This is a genomic window from Mycolicibacterium agri (assembly GCF_002553505.1).
Lineage (GTDB): Bacteria > Actinomycetota > Actinomycetes > Mycobacteriales > Mycobacteriaceae > Mycobacterium > Mycobacterium agri.
Map to the genome: position 1 here is coordinate 1 of NZ_PDCP01000034.1, position 17,370 is coordinate 17,370.

General features: G+C 67.4%; 20 protein-coding genes and 1 pseudogene. 11 read left to right on the forward strand and 10 right to left on the reverse strand.

The annotated features are described in order from the left end of the window. Positions 1–271: fluoroquinolone export ABC transporter permease subunit (locus CQY20_RS18615; protein ID WP_474630425.1), on the reverse strand; the 271-nt coding region annotated here is incomplete at its 3' end. Then, on the reverse strand, positions 268–1,173 hold the full coding sequence (locus CQY20_RS18620) for an ABC transporter ATP-binding protein (protein ID WP_097941570.1): 906 nt from the start codon (positions 1,171–1,173) through the stop codon (positions 268–270). The genes CQY20_RS18615 and CQY20_RS18620, both read right to left, overlap by 4 nt. A 121-nt stretch (positions 1,174–1,294) precedes the next feature. Between CQY20_RS18620 and CQY20_RS18625 the strand changes: the two genes are divergently transcribed. Then, complete coding sequence (locus CQY20_RS18625) at positions 1,295–1,762, forward strand: GbsR/MarR family transcriptional regulator (RefSeq protein WP_097941571.1); 468 nt, start codon at positions 1,295–1,297, stop codon at positions 1,760–1,762. Positions 1,763–1,800: 38 nt separating this feature from the next. Next, a complete protein-coding gene (locus CQY20_RS18630; protein WP_097941572.1) occupies positions 1,801–2,283 on the forward strand; it encodes an Rv1443c family protein in 483 nt (160 codons plus the stop codon). Here the strand turns inward: CQY20_RS18630 and CQY20_RS18635 are convergent. Next, positions 2,252–3,370 carry a CdaR family transcriptional regulator gene (locus CQY20_RS18635; RefSeq protein ID WP_097941573.1) on the reverse strand — a complete coding sequence of 373 codons (1,119 nt, stop codon included), beginning with the start codon at positions 3,368–3,370 and terminating at the stop codon, positions 2,252–2,254. The two genes, CQY20_RS18630 and CQY20_RS18635, sit on opposite strands and share 32 nt — an antisense overlap. 130 nt (positions 3,371–3,500) lie before the next feature. Between CQY20_RS18635 and CQY20_RS35525 the strand changes: the two genes are divergently transcribed. The 5 genes and pseudogenes from CQY20_RS35525 (at position 3,501) to CQY20_RS35960 (ending at position 6,315) form a co-directional block, all read left to right on the forward strand. Next, complete coding sequence (locus tag CQY20_RS35525; RefSeq protein WP_234816306.1) at positions 3,501–4,082, forward strand: sodium:solute symporter family protein; 582 nt, start codon at positions 3,501–3,503, stop codon at positions 4,080–4,082. Beyond that, positions 4,058–4,924 carry a sodium:solute symporter family transporter gene (locus CQY20_RS35530; RefSeq protein WP_234816307.1) on the forward strand — a complete coding sequence of 289 codons (867 nt, stop codon included), beginning with the start codon at positions 4,058–4,060 and terminating at the stop codon, positions 4,922–4,924. The genes CQY20_RS35525 and CQY20_RS35530 overlap by 25 nt, the downstream gene beginning before the upstream one ends. Then, positions 4,921–5,055 carry a hypothetical protein gene (locus tag CQY20_RS35950; RefSeq protein ID WP_272938818.1) on the forward strand — a complete coding sequence of 45 codons (135 nt, stop codon included), beginning with the start codon at positions 4,921–4,923 and terminating at the stop codon, positions 5,053–5,055. Before CQY20_RS35530 ends, CQY20_RS35950 begins: the two co-directional genes overlap by 4 nt. Next, positions 5,052–5,684: pseudogene (locus tag CQY20_RS35955) on the forward strand (FAD-dependent oxidoreductase); the annotation flags it as partial. The gene CQY20_RS35950 and the pseudogene CQY20_RS35955, both read left to right, overlap by 4 nt. Before the next feature lie 115 nt (positions 5,685–5,799). Then, positions 5,800–6,315 (forward strand): FAD-dependent oxidoreductase, encoded by a 516-nt coding sequence (locus CQY20_RS35960; RefSeq protein ID WP_272938819.1) that lies wholly within the window; start codon positions 5,800–5,802, stop codon positions 6,313–6,315. On the opposite strand, the gene CQY20_RS18650 is transcribed toward CQY20_RS35960, so the two are convergent. Next, positions 6,312–8,639, reverse strand: coding sequence for a LuxR C-terminal-related transcriptional regulator (locus CQY20_RS18650; RefSeq protein ID WP_234816308.1), 2,328 nt, complete (start codon positions 8,637–8,639; stop codon positions 6,312–6,314). The genes CQY20_RS35960 and CQY20_RS18650 overlap by 4 nt on opposite strands. Further along, positions 8,611–8,892 carry an AAA family ATPase gene (locus tag CQY20_RS35535; protein WP_234816312.1) on the reverse strand — a complete coding sequence of 94 codons (282 nt, stop codon included), beginning with the start codon at positions 8,890–8,892 and terminating at the stop codon, positions 8,611–8,613. The genes CQY20_RS18650 and CQY20_RS35535 overlap by 29 nt, the downstream gene beginning before the upstream one ends. A 156-nt stretch (positions 8,893–9,048) precedes the next feature. Here CQY20_RS35535 and CQY20_RS18655 point away from each other — a divergent pair, with 156 nt between their 5' ends. After that, positions 9,049–9,324, forward strand: a complete 276-nt coding sequence (locus CQY20_RS18655; RefSeq protein WP_097941574.1) for a DUF4242 domain-containing protein — start codon at positions 9,049–9,051, stop codon at positions 9,322–9,324. Here the strand turns inward: CQY20_RS18655 and CQY20_RS18660 are convergent. Both CQY20_RS18660 and CQY20_RS18665 read right to left on the reverse strand, forming a co-directional pair. Beyond that, entirely contained in the window at positions 9,321–10,514 is a 1,194-nt protein-coding gene (locus CQY20_RS18660; RefSeq protein ID WP_097941627.1) for a class I SAM-dependent RNA methyltransferase, read from the reverse strand. The two genes, CQY20_RS18655 and CQY20_RS18660, sit on opposite strands and share 4 nt — an antisense overlap. Next, positions 10,514–12,511 (reverse strand): APC family permease, encoded by a 1,998-nt coding sequence (locus CQY20_RS18665; RefSeq protein WP_097941575.1) that lies wholly within the window; start codon positions 12,509–12,511, stop codon positions 10,514–10,516. Before CQY20_RS18665 ends, CQY20_RS18660 begins: the two co-directional genes overlap by 1 nt. Before the next feature lie 98 nt (positions 12,512–12,609). Here CQY20_RS18665 and CQY20_RS18670 point away from each other — a divergent pair, with 98 nt between their 5' ends. Further along, complete coding sequence (locus CQY20_RS18670) at positions 12,610–13,281, forward strand: potassium channel family protein (RefSeq protein ID WP_097941576.1); 672 nt, start codon at positions 12,610–12,612, stop codon at positions 13,279–13,281. Next, on the forward strand, positions 13,281–13,949 hold the full coding sequence (locus CQY20_RS18675) for a potassium channel family protein (RefSeq protein ID WP_097941577.1): 669 nt from the start codon (positions 13,281–13,283) through the stop codon (positions 13,947–13,949). Before CQY20_RS18670 ends, CQY20_RS18675 begins: the two co-directional genes overlap by 1 nt. On the opposite strand, the gene CQY20_RS18680 is transcribed toward CQY20_RS18675, so the two are convergent. The 3 genes from CQY20_RS18680 to CQY20_RS18690 form a co-directional block, all read right to left on the reverse strand. Next, the gene (locus CQY20_RS18680) at positions 13,946–15,391 is read right to left on the reverse strand and encodes an MFS transporter (RefSeq protein WP_234816309.1); all 1,446 of its coding nucleotides are present in this window, start codon (positions 15,389–15,391) and stop codon (positions 13,946–13,948) included. The genes CQY20_RS18675 and CQY20_RS18680 overlap by 4 nt on opposite strands. Continuing rightward, positions 15,392–16,048, reverse strand: coding sequence for a DUF3159 domain-containing protein (locus tag CQY20_RS18685; protein WP_097941629.1), 657 nt, complete (start codon positions 16,046–16,048; stop codon positions 15,392–15,394). It abuts the gene before it with no gap. A gap of 99 nt (positions 16,049–16,147) precedes the next feature. Further along, positions 16,148–16,519 (reverse strand): OB-fold nucleic acid binding domain-containing protein, encoded by a 372-nt coding sequence (locus CQY20_RS18690; protein ID WP_097941578.1) that lies wholly within the window; start codon positions 16,517–16,519, stop codon positions 16,148–16,150. Positions 16,520–16,654: 135 nt separating this feature from the next. Between CQY20_RS18690 and CQY20_RS18695 the strand changes: the two genes are divergently transcribed. After that, positions 16,655–17,353: an alpha/beta fold hydrolase gene (locus tag CQY20_RS18695; RefSeq protein ID WP_097941579.1), complete on the forward strand. Its 699-nt coding sequence runs from the start codon at positions 16,655–16,657 to the stop codon at positions 17,351–17,353. Positions 17,354–17,370 lie beyond the last annotated feature (17 nt).

The window sequence follows — 17,370 nt, forward strand, 5'->3', positions numbered from 1 at the left end:
GAAAGCCATACCCGACATCCCTGGGTGATTCGAAGCCTAAGGCCGACGACCCCAAACACCCTTCAAGAAAGGTAAGGAAGCCGATGAAGAAGAAGCCGATGATCGAGATGTCCCCCAACAGGATGTACGGCTCGGCGATCGCACGCAGGCGCGGTGTCATCGGTAGCAGCACGGCGAGCCAGATCAGGCCGGAGAAGATCGCGGCGTGGAGGAACTTCTGCCTTCGCGCGAGGGTGACTTCCAGGCGCAGCGCGTTGACGACCCGTATCACGTCAGCCACCTCCCGGTGGTCTCGACGAAGACGTCGTCGAGTGTCGCCTCCCGGCTGTGGATGGTTTCGACGCGATGGTGTCGCAGCACGTCGTGAAACACCGGATCATCAGCCAGACCGTCCAGGTCGAATTCGCTGACTTCCAGTTCTCCGTTCGCAGCACGGTATTCGACCCGCACCCGCCGCTGGCTGCGGGCGATCTTGGGCTCGGTCGGGGTGTCCATGGCAACGATGCGTCCGTCGACCACGAAAGCGACCCTGTCGCAGAGCTCGTCGGCGGTGACCATGTCGTGGGTGGTCAGAAACACCGTGCGGCCACGCGCCTTCATGTCCAGGATGATGTCTTTGACCTTGCGGGCGTTGACGGGGTCCAGCCCCGACGTCGGCTCGTCCAGGAAGAGCAGCTCCGGGTCATTGATCAGCGACCGCGCGAATGTCAGGCGCATCTGCATACCCTTGGAGTACTTGCCGACTCGGGTGTTGGCGTCGTCTGCCAGCCCGACAGCGCGCAGTAGCGTCATCGGGTCGACTGTGTCGACCGAGTACAGCGACGCGAAGAACTGCAGGTTCTCCAGTCCGGTGAGTTTCTGGTAGTGGTTGGGCAATTCGAACGAGACGCCGATCCGCTCGTAGTAGTCCGGCCCCCACGCGAGCGGATCCTTCCCCCACACCGTGCTCTCGCCGCCGTGCCCGCGTAGCAGCCCGATCAGGATTTTCTGTGTGGTGGACTTGCCCGCCCCGCTCGGCCCGAGGAAGCCGAAGATCTCGCCGCGGCTCACCGAGAAGTCCATGCCCCGCACCGCCGGCTCTGCCGACTTCGGATATCGGTATGTCAACCCGCGCACGCGGATGACCTCTGTGGCAACGGTGCTCGATGCGGTTGCCGACGCTGTGGTGTCCATGTCCGGCGAAGTCCTTCCGAAGGAGCGCTTGATTCGTTCCGACCAGACTTCCCGGAGCACCACGAGCCACTATACTGACATTTCAGAGATTACTGAAGACAGTGAAGACACTGAAAAAGGGATGACCGTGGCCGATCTCGTCGGGCAGGACGCAGCCGAAGAGCTTGCCCTTGTCCTCACCAACCACGGGCTGCAACGAATGACCGCCCGCGTGCTGGCCACCCTGCTGTTCACCGAGCAGCCGACGATGACGGCCGGCGAGCTGGCCGACCGGTTGCAGGCCAGCGCCGGCGGGATATCGGGCGCATTGAAGATGCTGATCTCAGTCGGTCTGGCCGAGAGGGTGCCCGCGCCGACCAGCCGACGCGAGCACTACCGGCTGCGCGACAACGCTTGGGCGGTGCTGTACACGAACCAGAACGAGGTGATCGGGGCCATCCGGGCGGCGGCGCAGGCGGGCATCGCTGCGACCGAGAACGGCAGCCTGGCGCGTGAACGTCTGACCGAAATGCGCGATTTCTACGAATTCCTGTCCAGCGAAATCCCGGCGCTGGTCGAGCGGTGGCATCAGACCAGAAGCAGAACGTAGACCCATAACGGCGTGGCGTGCAGCGCTACCGTCGAACCATGATCGTCGAGCGAGCCGCCGTCATCGACGCACCGGCGGAGCGGGTGTGGGAGCGCATCGTGACCCAGGAGGGCATCAACGACGAACTGCGGCCGTGGATGACGATGTCGATGCCACGCGGCCGGGAATCGCTGACCGTCGACACCATCCCGGTCGGCACCCCGGTGGGCCGCTGCTGGATGCGGCTGTTCGGCGTGGTGCCGTTCGACTACGACAACTTGATGCTCGTCGAGCTGTGGCCGGGTCGCGGCTTTCACGAGGAGTCGACGATGGCGTCCATGCGGCTGTGGCGCCACGAACGCACCCTCGAACCGCAGGGCGAAACCAAAACCCTTGTCCGCGACCGGCTCACGTTCGAGATGCGCACGCCGCTGCGGTGGCTGACACCGGTCGTCGGGCCCGCTGTCGGCGCCCTGTTCAGTCACCGGCAGCGACGGCTGGCGCGGCACTTCACCGACCCAGCTCGTCGATCACGCACGTGACATACAGCGCCACCGCGAGCCCCGGCTCGTCGCGCTTGCGGTCCAGCAGTTTGGCGATCCTGTCGAGTCGGTAGATGAGCGTGTTGCGATGCACGTGGAGTTGATTGGCCGCCCGTGTGGTGTTGAAGGCGTTGTCGGCCCAGGCGATCAACGTCGACCGCAGCGTGGGCCAGTCCCGGTCGGCCAGTAACGGCGCGAGCATCGCGTGTACCAGACGCGTGCGCGAATCGATCGGCACCACGGCCAGCGCCTGCTGCAGCCGCACATCGTCGATTTGATGAATCGTGTTGTGCGGGTGAGCGATCGGACCCAGTTGCAGCGCGTCGAAGGCGTCGCGAGCCGACAGGTTCAACTCGGCGACGCCCTTGCCTGCCGATCCGATCGCGACCCGTACCCGCAAACCGCGCTCGTCGGCTTCGCGGACGAAATCCGCGCAACGCTGCGCGGTTTCATCGGACAGCAGCGCCACCGCGACCACCATTCGCGCCAGGAGCGCCACCAGTCGCCGCTCGCTGCCGAGCGCCTTCGACACGGCGCGGACGAGCGGTTCGGAATCCCCTTCCCCGGCTGTGCTGACGCCCTGAACAAGCACGATCCGCCGCGGCACGTTCAGGTCGTGTCCGAGCGTGCGGGCTCGCCGCAACAGCTGCGCCTTCTCGCCGCCGGCGTGATGCCACTCGCAGATCTCGCGCAGCAGCTCGGCGCCCGCGCGCTCCTGGGTGACCTGCAACCCGATTCGGGCCGCCTCCTGCATCAGGATCTCGGTCTGCCTCTTGACGACGAGACCGAACCGCTCGACCTCCTGCGGAGCCCCGGAGAGGCCGACGGTGCCCACCACTTCGTCGTCGATGATGAGCGGAACCGTGACCCCGGGCAGTGTGCCGACCAGATCGCGGACGTCCTCGGCGGAATGCGCCATCGTGCGTCTGCTGCGGATCACCTCGACGGATGCCTCATGGAACTGCCCGACGCGGGACTCGTCGCCGCTGCCCACCACGATTCCCGTCTGGTCGGTGATCAGCACGTTGTGTCCGATGACGTCGGTGATCTCGTTGGCGATCTGCTGGGCCAGCGCCTGTCCGAGCATGAAGCTCCTGTTGGTTAGGCATAGTGCACAGTTCGTGAGCGATAGCAGCTCGAATGCTAGTCGGTTTGCCTAGTGACCGCGGTCACGCGCACTTTTTACGATGGCGGCGTTCGTCGGCAAGGGAGTGGGGATGACAGCACTCGACTGGATCATGATCGCCGGGTATTTCGCACTGCTGATCGTGATCGGCGTCCAGACGATGAAGCGGGTGAAGGACCCCGACGACTTCGCGGTCGCCGGCAACAGGATCATCTGGCCGGTCTTCTTCGGCAGCCTGGCGGCCGCCTTCCTCGGCGGTGGCGCATCGATCGGCTTCGCCGGCGCAACGATGCGCGACGGCTACGTCTATATGTTCGCGTTCTGCGCGTTCGGCATCCAGACCGTGCTGGTCGGGCTTCTGATCGCGCCGCGACTGAAGAACTACGCCGGCGCGCACACGTTGGGCGACGTGATGGAGGAACACTACGGAAAGCCGGCCCGCATCGTCACCGGTGTGCTGTCGGTGGCGCTGTGCGCAGGCATTCTCGGCGCACAGGCGTTGGCGATCGGCACCATCGTCAACGCCACCCTCGACGTGCCGACCGGGCCCGCGGTCATCCTCGGCATGGGCATCGTGGTGCTGTATTCGTCCTTCGGCGGCGCGTGGGCGGTGATCCAGACCGACATGGTCCAGTTCGTGTCCTCGGCGTGTTCCTGCCGGTCGCACTGCTGATCGGCCTGCACGCGATCGGTGGCCCGAACGCGTTGCTCAGTGAGGTTCCGGCGTCGCATCTTTCGATGTTCGGTGACTACAGCGCGCTGAAATTCCTGACGTTGTTCTGCGCGCTGCTGCTCGGCGAAACGCTGGTGCCGCCGTATGCGCAACGCACCTTCTCCACCCCCGACTCACGGCACGCCCGGATCGGATTCACCACGGCGGGCGTCTTCTCGTTCTTCTTCTACTTCGTCTCGGCGTCCATCGGCCTCGTCGCATTTGTGCTCTACCCCGACATCGAGAGCGACCAGGCGCTGCCGACGGTGGTGATGAACCTGATGCCTATCGGCATCCTCGGGTTGGTTGTAGCTGCCCTACTCGCCGTCGTGATGTCCACTGCCAGTTCGTATCTCAACTCGACGGCGGTGGTGCTGACCAAGGACATCTACCAGCCGATCCGGTCGAGCGGCCTGCCCTCCGAGCGGTCGCTGACCCTCGAGCGGGTGACGAGTGTCATCGTCGGGGCGGCGGCGACGGTGTTCGCGTTGAGCGTGCCCACCATCGTCGACGCACTCCTGTACAGCTACTCGCTGTGGGCGCCCACCATCATCGTTCCGCTCTTCGGCGCCGTTCTGTTCGGGGTACGCTCGGCGCCTGCGGCACTCGCCGCCATCGCCACCGGCGCCGTCGTCACTGCGGTCTGGCAGTGGGTCCTCGGCGGACCGTTCGGGCTCGACGACGGCCTGATTCCCGGCGTCCTGGCCAATCTGATCGTCTATACGGCCGTCGCGGCGGCGACCGGGAAACGCTATCCACGCCGCAGGCAAGCGCCCCTCGTCAGGCAAGGAGGATCGGCATGATCGGCTATCTGCTCTACTACGGCGTGCCCGTCCTCGTCATCGTCGTGACCCTCGTCGTCGGGTTCCTCGGCTGGCGGTTCTACGTTCGAGAAGTGGTACGCGGCAACGACACTGAGGAGCCAACTACATGAAGATCGTTGTGATCGGCGCCGGCATCGTCGGCGTCACGACAGCGCACGCGCTGGCCGAGCGCGGCCACGAGGTGCACGTGTACGACCGCCGCTCCGAGGTGGCCGCCGACACCAGCGCCAGCACCGGAGGGTTGATCGCTCCCGGCCATTCCTACGCGTGGGCCTCCCCCAGCGCGCCGCGGATGCTGGTGCGGTCGCTGTTCGGGGCAGAGACCTCGATCAAACTCACCCCCCGTGTCGACGCCGACCTGATCCGGTGGGGCGTGAAGTTCCTGCGGGAGTGCACACCGGCGCGCTCGCGGGCGAACACGCTCGCCAAGTTCACGCTTGCCCGCTACAGCCAGCAGTTGACCGACGAACTCGCCCACCGCGAGGGCCTGGAGTTCTGCCACACCGACAAAGGGGTGCTCTACCTCTACCGCGACCAAGCTGAATTCCGTTCCGCGCAAGACAAATCCCAGCTACTTGTCGAACACGGCCGAAACCAGCGGCTGCTCGACGCCGACGAGTTGGTCGCCGTCGAACCCGCACTGCGGCACAGCAGCGCCCCGATCGTCGGCGCCATTCACGACACGTCCGATGCCTCAGGTGATCCGCACCGGTTCGCGGTCGGACTGGCCGAAACGTGCCGCAGGCTCGGTGTGCAGTTTCACTTGTCGACGCCGGTCACCGCGCTGAGCACCGACGGGATCCAGCGTCACCGAGGTCCACACGGCCGACGGCCCTGTCCGCTCGGAGGCCGTCGTGCTGGCCGCCGGCGCCGCCAGCCCGCTACTGACCAGGTCGATCGGTCTCGACATTCCGGTGTATCCGGCCAAGGGCTACTCGCTGACCGCACCGGTCAAGGATCCCGAGCGCGCCCCGTACGTCGGCGGCATCGACGAGCGCACCCTGGTCGCCTGGTCGCGCTTCGGCGCCGAAATCCGTATGTCGGCCAGCGCGGAATTCGTTGGCTACGACCGTAGTTCGTCGCCACGGGATTATGCGGGCATCGTCGCCACCGCCAACCAGTTGTTCCCCGGTGCGATCGATTGGGATGGTGCGCGCTACCGCACGGGCCTGCGCCCGATGACGCCCGACGGGCCGCCGCTGATCGGGCTCTGGCGACTGGACAACCTGTATTTCAACACCGGCCACGGCCATATCGGCTGGACGATGGCGTGCGGTTCGGCGCGGATGCTGGCCGACCTGGTCGACAGGCGCGCACCCGACATCGACCCCACCCCGTACAACCCGGTGCGCAGCAGGCGGCACCGCTAAGCCAGGAGCCCCAGCTCGCGGGCCTTGCGGACCGCGTCGCGGCGCTTGTTCACCTCGAGCTTGGCCAGGATCGCCGACACGTGATGGTCGACGGTCTTGGCCGAAAGGAACAGGCGGTCGGCCATTTCGGTGTTCGTCAGCCCGTCGTCGAGCAGCCGCAGCACGTCGACCTGCCGCGCGGTGAGGCCCGCGGGGTTGGCCAGGGTGGTTGACCGCCGCCGCGCAGGCACGACGGATTGCCCGCACGCCCGCAGATCGCGGCGCACCTTCGCGGCGACGGCGTCGGCGCCCAGCCGGTCCAGGATGTCGAGTGCGCGCGCCGCGAGCGGGACACCGCCGTCGAGCAACGCCAGCGCGGCGTCGTACGGCATCGAGAGCCGGTGGAACTCGTCGGCCGCCGCCTCGGCCGCCCCGTCGAGAGCCAGCCGGTACGGTTCCGCGACGCCCGCCGCCTCGACACGCTGTCCCACCCGTCGCAGCCACACCGCAAGTTCGCCGCGCGACCACTCCAGTCCGGCAACCGGGCCGTCGGACAGCATGTCGCGGCACAGCGCTAAACGATTGTCGGAAGCGCCGGTGAGCCAGCACCTTTCGACAATGGCCGCGGCGGCGGGAAGCATCCGGATCGGTTCGGCGAACCGGCACGCCAGCTGCCAAGCCTCGTCGAGCGCGGCCACCCCTGTGCCGTGTCTGCGCAAATCCACCAGCCCGCGGATGAGCGACGGCCAGGTCCTGGCCAGCGGGGCGCTGGGGCCGTCGAGGACACGGTCGGCGTCCGCGGTGGCGTCGTCCCACTCGCCCACCATCAGCGCCAGCCGGGCGCGGGAACCGAGCTGCCATGCCCGACAGATCGGCAGGTCGTGTTCGAGCATCAGCGGGATGCTGACGTCCAACAGTTCGGCCGCGGTATCCAGCCGGCGTTGCTCCACGTCGAAATAGGTGAGGTTGCTCCACCCGGACGAGTGCAACTCGTCGACGTGCCGCGGCGCGGACGCCAGGATGGACAGGATCTCGTCGCGCCCGGACGCGTCGCCGGTGAGCACCGCGGCATAGCCTTCGATGAGCCGGACCCGCACCAGCAGTGCGAAATCACCGGTCGTATCCGCGATTTCGCGAGCACGAGCCACCGATCGCCGAGTGCGCTCGAGGTCGCTGGCCTGCACCGCGAGAAAGGCCTGCATCGCGAACGCCTGACCCAACTGGGCCCGCTGCTGCGCCTCCTCGGCGTCGCACAGCACTGTCACGGCCTGGGCCGCATGATCTTCGGCGAGTCCGCGGTTGGCGTTGTACCACTGGTAGACCGACAGCGCGTGGTGGTTGGCGCTGGCGGCCGCCGTGTCACCCAGTTGCTGCCGGACCCGCAGTGCGCGGCTGCAGGCAACGATGGCGTCCGGCAGCTTGTCGATCAAATACGACTCCCACGCGATCCACTCGAGGAGTTCGGCCTCGTCGGCGGCCGTTGCCGCACCACCGTGCTCCAGCGCGATGTTGAGGAATTCGACGGCCTGCGTGTGCGCGCCGGCGCGGGCCGCCGCGACCCCCGCGTCGTACGCGGCCGCCCTGATCCGCGACTCGTCGCCCGCGCCGAGCGCGTGGAAGGTCAGCACCGCCGGATCTGCTTGTGGCGCAGCTTCATACGCATCGAGGAGGCGCCGGTGCAGACCGGCCTCGGCGCCGGGCGGGAGCACGCTGCGCAGCGCGCCGCGGCACAGATCGTGGCGTAACGCCACCCCGCGGCTCCCCCTCGCGATCAACCCTGCGTCGGACAGCTGCCGCAACGCGGGCAGCGTCACGCCCAGATCGGCGAGCAGGCCGTCGGGCACCGCGCCCGGCGAGCAGCTCAACAGGTTCAGCGCATCCCAGGCGGCTGCGTCGAGCTTCCTCGTGCGGGCCAGCACGGCGTCTCGCACAGTAGTGGGCAGGTCGGTCTGCGCGCCGCCATGCGCGAGCATCTCGCACACGAAGAACGCGTTGCCGCCCGTGACGCGGTGCAGCCACACAGAATCCACCGCGCTTGCCGAGGCAAGCCGTGCGACGGCGTCGGGTTCCAGCGGCGGCAGCGCCAGCGACACCGCCCGTGGCGAGCGTGCGACATCACCGAGCAACTCCCGCAACGGATGTGCGACGCCCACCTCGTCGTCACGGACGATGCCGACGGCAAGCGACCGCGTCCGCCCGACGCGCCGCAACACGAACCGCAGCAGATCGATCGTGCCCTGATCGGCCCACTGCAGGTCGTCGAGAACGAACACCGACGGCGCGGCGCGCAAATCTTCGGAGACGGCGGTGAATATGTCATAGGCCACCGCGCTTTCGGCCAACACCGTCTGCGTGGTAGGCGCAAGCCGGGTGCGCGACGTCGTGAACGGGCCCAAGCGGGCGCGGGGTGGGCAGCGGGTCGCACGCGCCCCACAGCACGCGCTCATCGCTCACCCAGCGCTCGATGAAGGATTCGACGAAGGCGGTCTTCCCCGCACCGGACTCGCCGGTGACGAAAAGCATGCCGCCGCGGCCGGCTCGCGCATCGTCGGCCCTGGCGATGATCTCGCCGAGCTGGTGATCCCGGCCGGCGAGCATCACGAGGGTCGATCGTAGTCCGCCGAACAGCACAAATAGCCAAACAGGCACAAAGATGGGGAACTTCTCCCCATGTGCAGGCGCCAAGTCTGCCGCAGCGTTGACCCTGCCCGCCACACAGTCGGGCGACCGATAACCAACAGGAGCGAAAACACCATGAAGCGCTACGTCATCGAACGCGAGATTCCCGGCGCCAGCGACCTGAGCCAGCAGGAGTTGGCCGCGATCGCATCCAAGTCCAACGACGTCGTTGCCTCATTGGGGGTGCCGTACCGGTGGATCACCAGCTATGTCGCCGGCGACAAGGTGTACTGCATCCACGAAGCCGACGACGAAGAGGCCATCCGCGAGCATGCTCGCCGTGGCGGATTCCCGGCGAACGCTGTCACCGTCGTCGCCAACGAGTTCGGGCCCGACACCGCGACGCGCTAACGGGTCAGCAGCGCGGCGCTTTCGATGTGGTGGGTGAGCGGGAAGGAGTCGAACACCCGAAGCTCCGCCACGCGATAGCCGTGCGACAGGTACAGGCCGATGTCGCGCGCGAATGACGCCGCTTCGCAACCGATGTGGATGATCCGCGGTACCTCGGCGGCGGCCAGGAGGTCGATCACCTCTCGGCCGGCGCCCGAGCGCGGCGGGTCCAGCACCGCCACGTCGGCGCGCCCGGGCTGATCGGCGAGCGCACGTCGCACCGAATCGGTGACGACCGAGACGCTGGGCAGGTCGACGAGCGCCGCCCGCGCCGAGCGCGATGCGCCACGCGAGGTGTCGACGCTGACGACTCGACCGGATTCGCCGACGGCTTCGCCGAGCACGGCGGCGAAAATGCCCGCCCCGCCGTACAAGTCCCACGCCACCATGCCCTCGCGGGCTTGCGCCCATTCGGCCACCAGGGCGCTGTAGCACCGGGCCGCGTCGCGGTGGGCCTGCCAGAACGCCGTCACCGGAACGCGCCACACCCGGCCGTTGACCCGCTGCGTCGCCTCGTAGGCGCCCTCGACGACGCGTGTCGACGTGCGCTTGCCGACCCGAGGGCCGGACTGCACGACGTGGCGGGCGCCGTCGTCGTCGAGCGCGACGTAGAGATGCGCGCCCGCCGGCCAACCGTTCTCGCTCAGACCGTCGAGAGCCCCCTGCGGCAATTGTCCGCAGCGCAGCTCGGTGACAAGCTCCGCGCTGTGGTAACGGTGAAATCCGGCGCGACCGTCGTCGGAGGTGTCCAGCCGGACCCTGGTGCGCCATCCCCTGGCCTCACCCGTGCCGAGCGGTTCGGCCGTCGCCTCGGATTCGTCCCGCCAGCGGTAGCCGCCCAACTTCGCCAGCTGGTTGGCCACGACGGCGCCCTTGAGCCGGCGTGCCGCCTCGGGTGTGGCGAACGCCAGATCGCAGCACCCCGCCCCGTCGACACCCGCGATCGGGCACAGCGGTTCGATGCGATCCGGCGAGGGGTCGAGTACCTCGATAACGTCGGCGTGCCAATACGATCCGCGGTCGGCCACCACCCTCACCCGCACGCGTTCGTCGGGCAGTGCGTAGCGCACGAAAACCACCCGGCCTTCGTGGCGGGCGATGCAGCTTCCCCCGTTGGCCGGCGGACCGGTGACCAGTGTCAGTTCGCCGATCACTCCAGGAAGCCTCGTCGAGCGTCACCCGGGGCGGCATGCGGCTGTAGTGTTTTCAACCGCTCCGACGAACTCAACTGCCAGGGCACCGAAGTCACCATCACGTTCGGCATGAACCGCAGCCTGCCCTTCAGCCGCAGCGCGCTTTGGTTGTGTAACAACTGTTCCCACCAATGGCCGACGACGTATTCGGGGATGAACACCGTGACGACGGTGCGTGGCGACTCCTTGCTGATCCGTTTGACGTAGTCGAGCACGGGACGGGTGATTTCGCGGTAGGGCGATGCGATCACCTTGAGCGGCACCGTGATGTCGCTCTCCTCCCACTTGTGCACCAACTCGCGGGTTTCGGCGTCGTCCACGCTGACGGTGATGGCCTCCAGCTCGTCGGGCCGGGTGGCGCGGGCGTACGCCAGCGCGCGCAGCGTCGGCAGGTGCAGTTTGGACACCAACACGATGGCGTGGTTGCGGCTGGGCAGCACCATGCCGTCCTCCTGGGCGGCGCGCTGCTCCTCCAGTTCGCGCGCGACCGTGGCGTAATGCTTGTGAATGGCCTTCATCATGAGGAACAGGAGGGCCATCGTGAGGATCGCGATCCAGGCGCCTGCGACGAACTTCGTGACGACGACAATGACCAGCACGATGCCGGTGCACACGCAGCCCACGGCGTTGATGATTCGTGACCGCTGCATCTTGGTGCGCGCGGCGGGATCGTTCTCGACGCCGAGCAGCCGGGTCCAGTGCCGGACCATGCCGATCTGGCTGAGGGTGAACGATACGAACACGCCGACGATGTACAGCTGAATCAGGGCGGTCACCTGCGCCTGGAACGCGACGATGAACGCGATCGCCGCGAACGCCAAGAACAGAATGCCGTTGGAGAACGCCAGCCGGTCGCCGCGGGTGTGCAGTTGGCGGGGCAGGTAACTGGCCTGCGCCAGAATCGAACCCAGCACGGGGAACCCGTTGAAGGCGGTGTTGGCGGCCAGCGCCAGGATCAGCGCGGTCACCCCGGCGATCAGATACAGGCCGAGCGGAAAGTCGTGGAAGACAGCGTCGGCGAGCTGGGCGATCAGTGTCTTCTGGTGGTAGTCGGGCGGGGCGCCGATGAGCTGCTCGTGCGGGCGTTCGGCGATCTGCACGCCTGTTTCCCTTGCCAGCATCACGATGCCCATGAACAGCGTCACCGCGATGATGCCGAGCATCAGCAGCGTCGTTGCGGCGTTGCGGGACTTCGGTTTCCGGAACGCGGGTACTCCGTTGCTGATGGCCTCCACACCCGTCAGCGCCGCGCAACCCGACGAGAACGCCCTGGCCACAAGGAACACCATCGCGAACCCGAGCACGTCACCGTGTTCGGCGTGTAATTCGAAGCCGGCCGATTCGGCGCGCAGCGGGGTGTCGAGCACGAATATCTGAAAGAAGCCCCAGCCCAGCATGGTGAAGATGCCGACGATGAAGGCGTATGTCGGGATGGCGAACGCGGTGCCGGATTCGCGGATGCCGCGCAGGTTCGCCGCGGCCAGAATCAGGACAGCGAGGACGGCGAACAGCACCTTGTGCTGGTTGATGAACGGCACGGCCGAGCCGATGTTGGACATCGCCGATGACATCGACACCGCGACGGTGAGCATGTAGTCCACCAGCAGGGCGCTGGCCACCGTCAAGCCCGCGGTGGCGCCGAGGTTGGTCGTCACCACCTCGTAGTCGCCGCCGCCGGACGGATATGCGTGCACGTTCTGGCGGTAGCTGGCGATCACGATCAGCATCACGGCGCCGACTGCCAGCCCGATCCACGGCGCCATGGAATAGGACGCCAGGCCGGCCACCGACAGCACCAGAAAGATCTCCTCGGGCGCGTAGGCCGTCGAGGAGAGCGCATCGGAAGCAAACACCGGCAGGGCGATCCGCTTGGGCAGAAGCGTGTGGGAGAGCCTGTCGCTGCGGAAAGGTCTGCCGAGGACCAGCCGCCGGGCGGCGGTCGAAAGCTTGGACACGAGAGCCAAGAGTAAGCCCAGACGAGATTGGCGGTAGCGTTCCCAGTGCGCAGACTTGAAGACGGCGATTTCAAGCTGCAGCCGAAAGGACCGCGAAGGTGCGAGTAGTGGTGATGGGATGCGGCCGGGTGGGCGCATCGCTGGCCGACGGCCTGGCCCGGATCGGCCACGATGTCGCAGTCATCGACCGTGACAGCACGGCGTTCAACCGCCTGTCCCCCGAGTTCCCCGGCGAACGGGTGCTGGGCATGGGTTTCGACCGTGATGTCCTGCTGCGGGCGGGCATCGAGGAGGCTTCCGCGTTCGCGGCCGTGTCCTCCGGCGACAACTCGAACATCATCTCGGCGCGGGTCGCCAGGGAGACCTTCGGCGTCGAGCGCGTGGTGGCCCGCATCTACGACGCCAAACGCGCCAAGGTCTACGAGCGCCTCGGCATTCCGACCGTGGCCACCGTGCCGTGGACCACGGACCGGCTGCTCAACGTCTTGACCCGCGAGACGGAAACCACGAAGTGGCGCGACCCGACCGGCAACGTCGGCGTAGCCGAACTGGCGTTGCACGAAGGCTGGGTGGGCCGCCGGGTGAGCGAGCTGGAGGCGGCCACCGGGGGACGGGTGGCGTTCATGATCCGGTTCGGCGGCGGGCTGCTGCCTGAGCAGAAGACCGTGATCCAGGCCGGTGACCAGGTATATCTGGCCGCCATCGCCGGACGCATCGGCGAGGCGCTGGCCATTGCGGCGCAGCCGCCGAGCGAGGACAGCGAGGGCTGATGAAGGTCGCTATCGCCGGTGCGGGCGCGGTCGGCCGGTCCATCGCCCGCGAGCTGCTGGAAAACGAGCACGAGGTCACGCTGCTGGAGCGCAACCCGGACCACATCGACGTCGATGCCATTCCGGGCGCGCACTGGCGTCTCGGCGACGCGTGCGAGCTCAGCCTGCTGGAGTCGGTGCATCTCGAGGATTTCGACGTGGTGATCGCCGCCAGCGGTGACGACAAGGTCAACGTCGTGGTCAGCCTGCTGGCCAAGACCGAGTTCGCGGTGCCGCGCGTGGTGGCCCGTGTCAACGACCCCCGCAACGAGTGGCTGTTCGACGAGGCGTGGGGCGTCGACGTCGCGGTGTCCACTCCACGGATGCTGGCCTCGCTGGTGGAGGAGGCCGTCGCCGTCGGCGACCTGGTGCACCTGATGGAGTTCCGCACCGGGCAGGCCAACCTGATCGAGATCACGCTTCCGGTCGACACGCCGTGGGGTGGCAAGCCGCTGCGCAAGCTGCAACTCCCCCGCGACGCCGCGCTGGTGACGATCCTGCGCGGCTCACGGGTGATCGTGCCGCAGGCCGACGAGCCGCTGGAAGGCGGTGACGAGCTGCTGTTCGTCGCGATCACCGAGGTCGAAGACGAGCTGCGCGAACTACTGCTGCACCCGCAGCCGCGCTAACGCGTGCCGGTCGGATACGCCGGCGGCGGTATCGCCCGGCTATGGAAGTGCGCCACGGTCTTCGCCGACACCCGGCTGTAGTCGTACTCCTGGTTTCGGATGCCCGCCCAGGAGACGAGTCCGGCGCTCACGAACAGCGCCACGGTCACATACGCGCCCTGCCGGAAACCGGCGAAATCGATTGTGTTGCCGACGATTACACCCATGAAGGCTATTGCGATCAGTCCCGCGATGCGGGAGATGGCGTTGTTGATCGCCGACCCGATGCCGCTCTGCTCCGGATTGACCGCGGCCAGGATGGCTGCCGTCAGCGGCGACACCGTCATCGACAGCCCGAACCCGAACACCACCAGACCCGGTAGCAGCTGAGTCCAGAAGTTGAACGGTTCGCCCGCACGGGTCATCAGCAGGTAGCCCGCCGCGGCGATGACCGGCCCCAAAGCCATGTACGCCCGCGGTCCGTGTCGGCCGGCGAGCGCGCCGAACCGTCGCGCCAGCGCGAACGAGAAAACCGGGATCGGCAGCGTCGCGACGCCCGCCTCAATGGCCGACATGCCCGCGGTCTCTTGAAGAAACAGCACCACCAGCAGCGTCCCCAACGACACCGCGGCATAGAAGAACACCGTCGCGAGATTGCTGACGGCGAAGTTGCGGGCGGCGAAGATTTCCAGCGGCATCATCGGATGCGCCGTCCTGGCTTCCCATAGCGGAAACGCTGCCAGACAAGCGATTCCGAGCACCAACGCGACCATCACCGAAGGGTGCGACAGCCCGAGGCGTTGCTGTTCGATCAACGCGTAGACGGCACCGGTCAGGCCGACGGCGGTGAGCACGGCGCCGACGACGTCGATTCTGGCGCGGCGCCGCGAGGCCAATTCGTCACCGGTGACCTTGGCGGTCAGAAACAGCGTGACCGCCAACGGCACGATGTTGACCCCGAAGATCCAGCGCCAGTTCAGCCCGTCGACAAGGACCCCTCCGAGCAGCGGGCCGACGACGAAAGCCGTTCCCGTCCAAGCGGTCCAGGAACCGATCGCCTTGGCCTGCGCGGCGCCGGAGAACCGGGCATTGATCATCGCCAGCGAGCTCGGCACCAGGAACGCGGCGCCGACGCCCTGCAGGCACCGCGCCGCCACCAGCATCGCGCCGCTCAGCGCGAACGCACACAGCAGCGACGAGGCGGCGAAGACACCCAGACCCACCCGCAGCACGAGCAACCGGCCGAAGGTGTCGGACACCGCGCCTGCGACAAGGATCAGCGCGCCGAGGGTGAGCAGGTAGCCGTCCACCACCCACTGCTGCAGCGCCAGCCCGCCGCCGAAGTCGCTGTCGATCGCCGGCAGCGCGAGGTTGACCACCGAGCCGTCCAGAAACGCCACGAACGAGGCGAGAATGGCGACCGCCAGCAGCGGCCGGTCGGTGTTGGCGCGGGTGTCGGCCAACTAGCTTTCCTGCACTGCGTCCTCGGTCTTCGCCGGTTCGTCGGTCTCGACGTCGTCGACGTCGGCTTCCGCCGGGGCCGGTGGATGCGCGGCGTGGATGGCCCGCTGCGCCGACCGGATGGCCAGATACGTCACCAGCGCCGCCAGCGCCGTCAGCGGCCATCCCATCGCGATGCGTGCGACCCCGAGCCATCCCGTCTCGTCGGCGTCGTAGAGGTGGCGCTGCACGACGAAGCGGGACGCGAACACCAGCACCCAGGTCATCGTGGCGAGGTCGAAGGCAAGCACCGCTCGGCGCACCTCGCGCCAGCGGGAGTCGTGGGTGTGGACCCAGTTCCAGATGTAGCCGACGACGGGCCTGCGGATGAGCACGGAGATCAGGAAGACCACCGCCCAGAACAGCGACACCCAGATGCCCCACAGGAAATAGCCCTTGGATTCACCCAGCACATAGGCGATCAGTGCGCAGAACGCGACGCCGATAAAGCCCGAGACCGCCGGCTGGGCGGTTTCCTTACGGGCCAGCCGCCACACCAGAACCAGCGCGGCCACCCCCACCGCCGAGATGATCGCGGGCATCAGCCCGAACAGCGACGAGACAGGCACGAACACCACGACGGGTAGGGAGGAATGAATCATTCCGCTGATGCCGCCCATCTGCTTGAGCAGGACCTGGGCGCCGGATCGCTTTTCGGTCACAAGTCAACGGTACGGGGTCGCGCGACTGTGATCGCGATCTCTACATCTAAAGACGCGCTACTTCTGAATTTCGTAGTGCGGGTTGTAGATCGCTTTGGTGCCGTTCTCCAGCTTGCCCATCCGTCCGTGCACGCGCAGCGTGCGCCCGGACTCGATGCCGGGGATTCGACGCTGGCCGAGCCAGACCAGCATCACCGTGTCGGTGCCGTCGAATAGTTCGGCCTTGATGCCGCCCGCGCAGCCCTTGGCGTTGGTTTCGACACTGCGCAAAGTGCCGACCATCGTCACTTCTTGGCCGCGTTGGCAGTCAATCGCTTTCTGCGCGCCGGTGTTGGCGGCTTCTTCGGTCAGTTCCGCGACGTCGAGTTGCTCCGGGTCTTCTGTAAGCCGACGTGTGAGCCGGCGTAGATACCCTTCGGCCGTAGCCATGGCGCCTCCCGCCATTTCTCTGTGAATCCACCGTGGATTCACAACCAACGCCACGGTAGACCTCTTACTGCCGAGACGCCATGACCGGGATGACCCGCCACGCCGGTGATTTAAACCACACTGCACCATCAATTTATGGCGGTCGATCTACGGGGTGTGACGGCGGTCCTATTGCCCGGCACCGGATCCGACGATGACTACGTCTACCGGGCCTTCGCCGCCGCCCTGCACGACGCCGGCGCCGTCGTGGTAACGCCTGCGCCGCAACCCGACCGACTCATCGACGGCTACGTCGCCGACCTCGACAGCGCCGCCCGAACCGGCCCGATCGCGGTGGGCGGGGTGTCCATCGGGGCGGCGGTGGCGACCCACTGGGCGTTGTCGCACCCGAGCCTCGCGGTGGCGGTGCTGGCCGCGCTGCCGGCGTGGTCCGGATCACCGCAGAGCGCACCCGCCGCGCAGGCCGCCCGCTACTCCGCCGACGTGCTGCGCCGCGACGGCCTGGTGTCGGCCACCGCGCAGATGCGGGCGTCGAGTCCGCCCTGGTTGGCCGACGAGCTGACCCGTTCCTGGCTCGGACAGTGGCCTGCGCTGCCCGACGCCATGGACGCCGCCTCCCGCTATGTCGCACCGACCTGCACCGAACTGGAGACGTTGGCGGCGCCGATGGGGGTGGCCGCCGCGGTGGACGATCCGGTGCATCCGCTCGAGGTCGCGCTGGAATGGGTGGCGGCGGCGCCGCGGGCGGCGTTGCGGACGGTCACGCTCGACGAAATGGGCGCCGACCCGTCGGTGCTCGGCGCCGCGTGCGTGGCGGCGCTGAACGACCTGTAGAAGTCATCTCGGCTGTG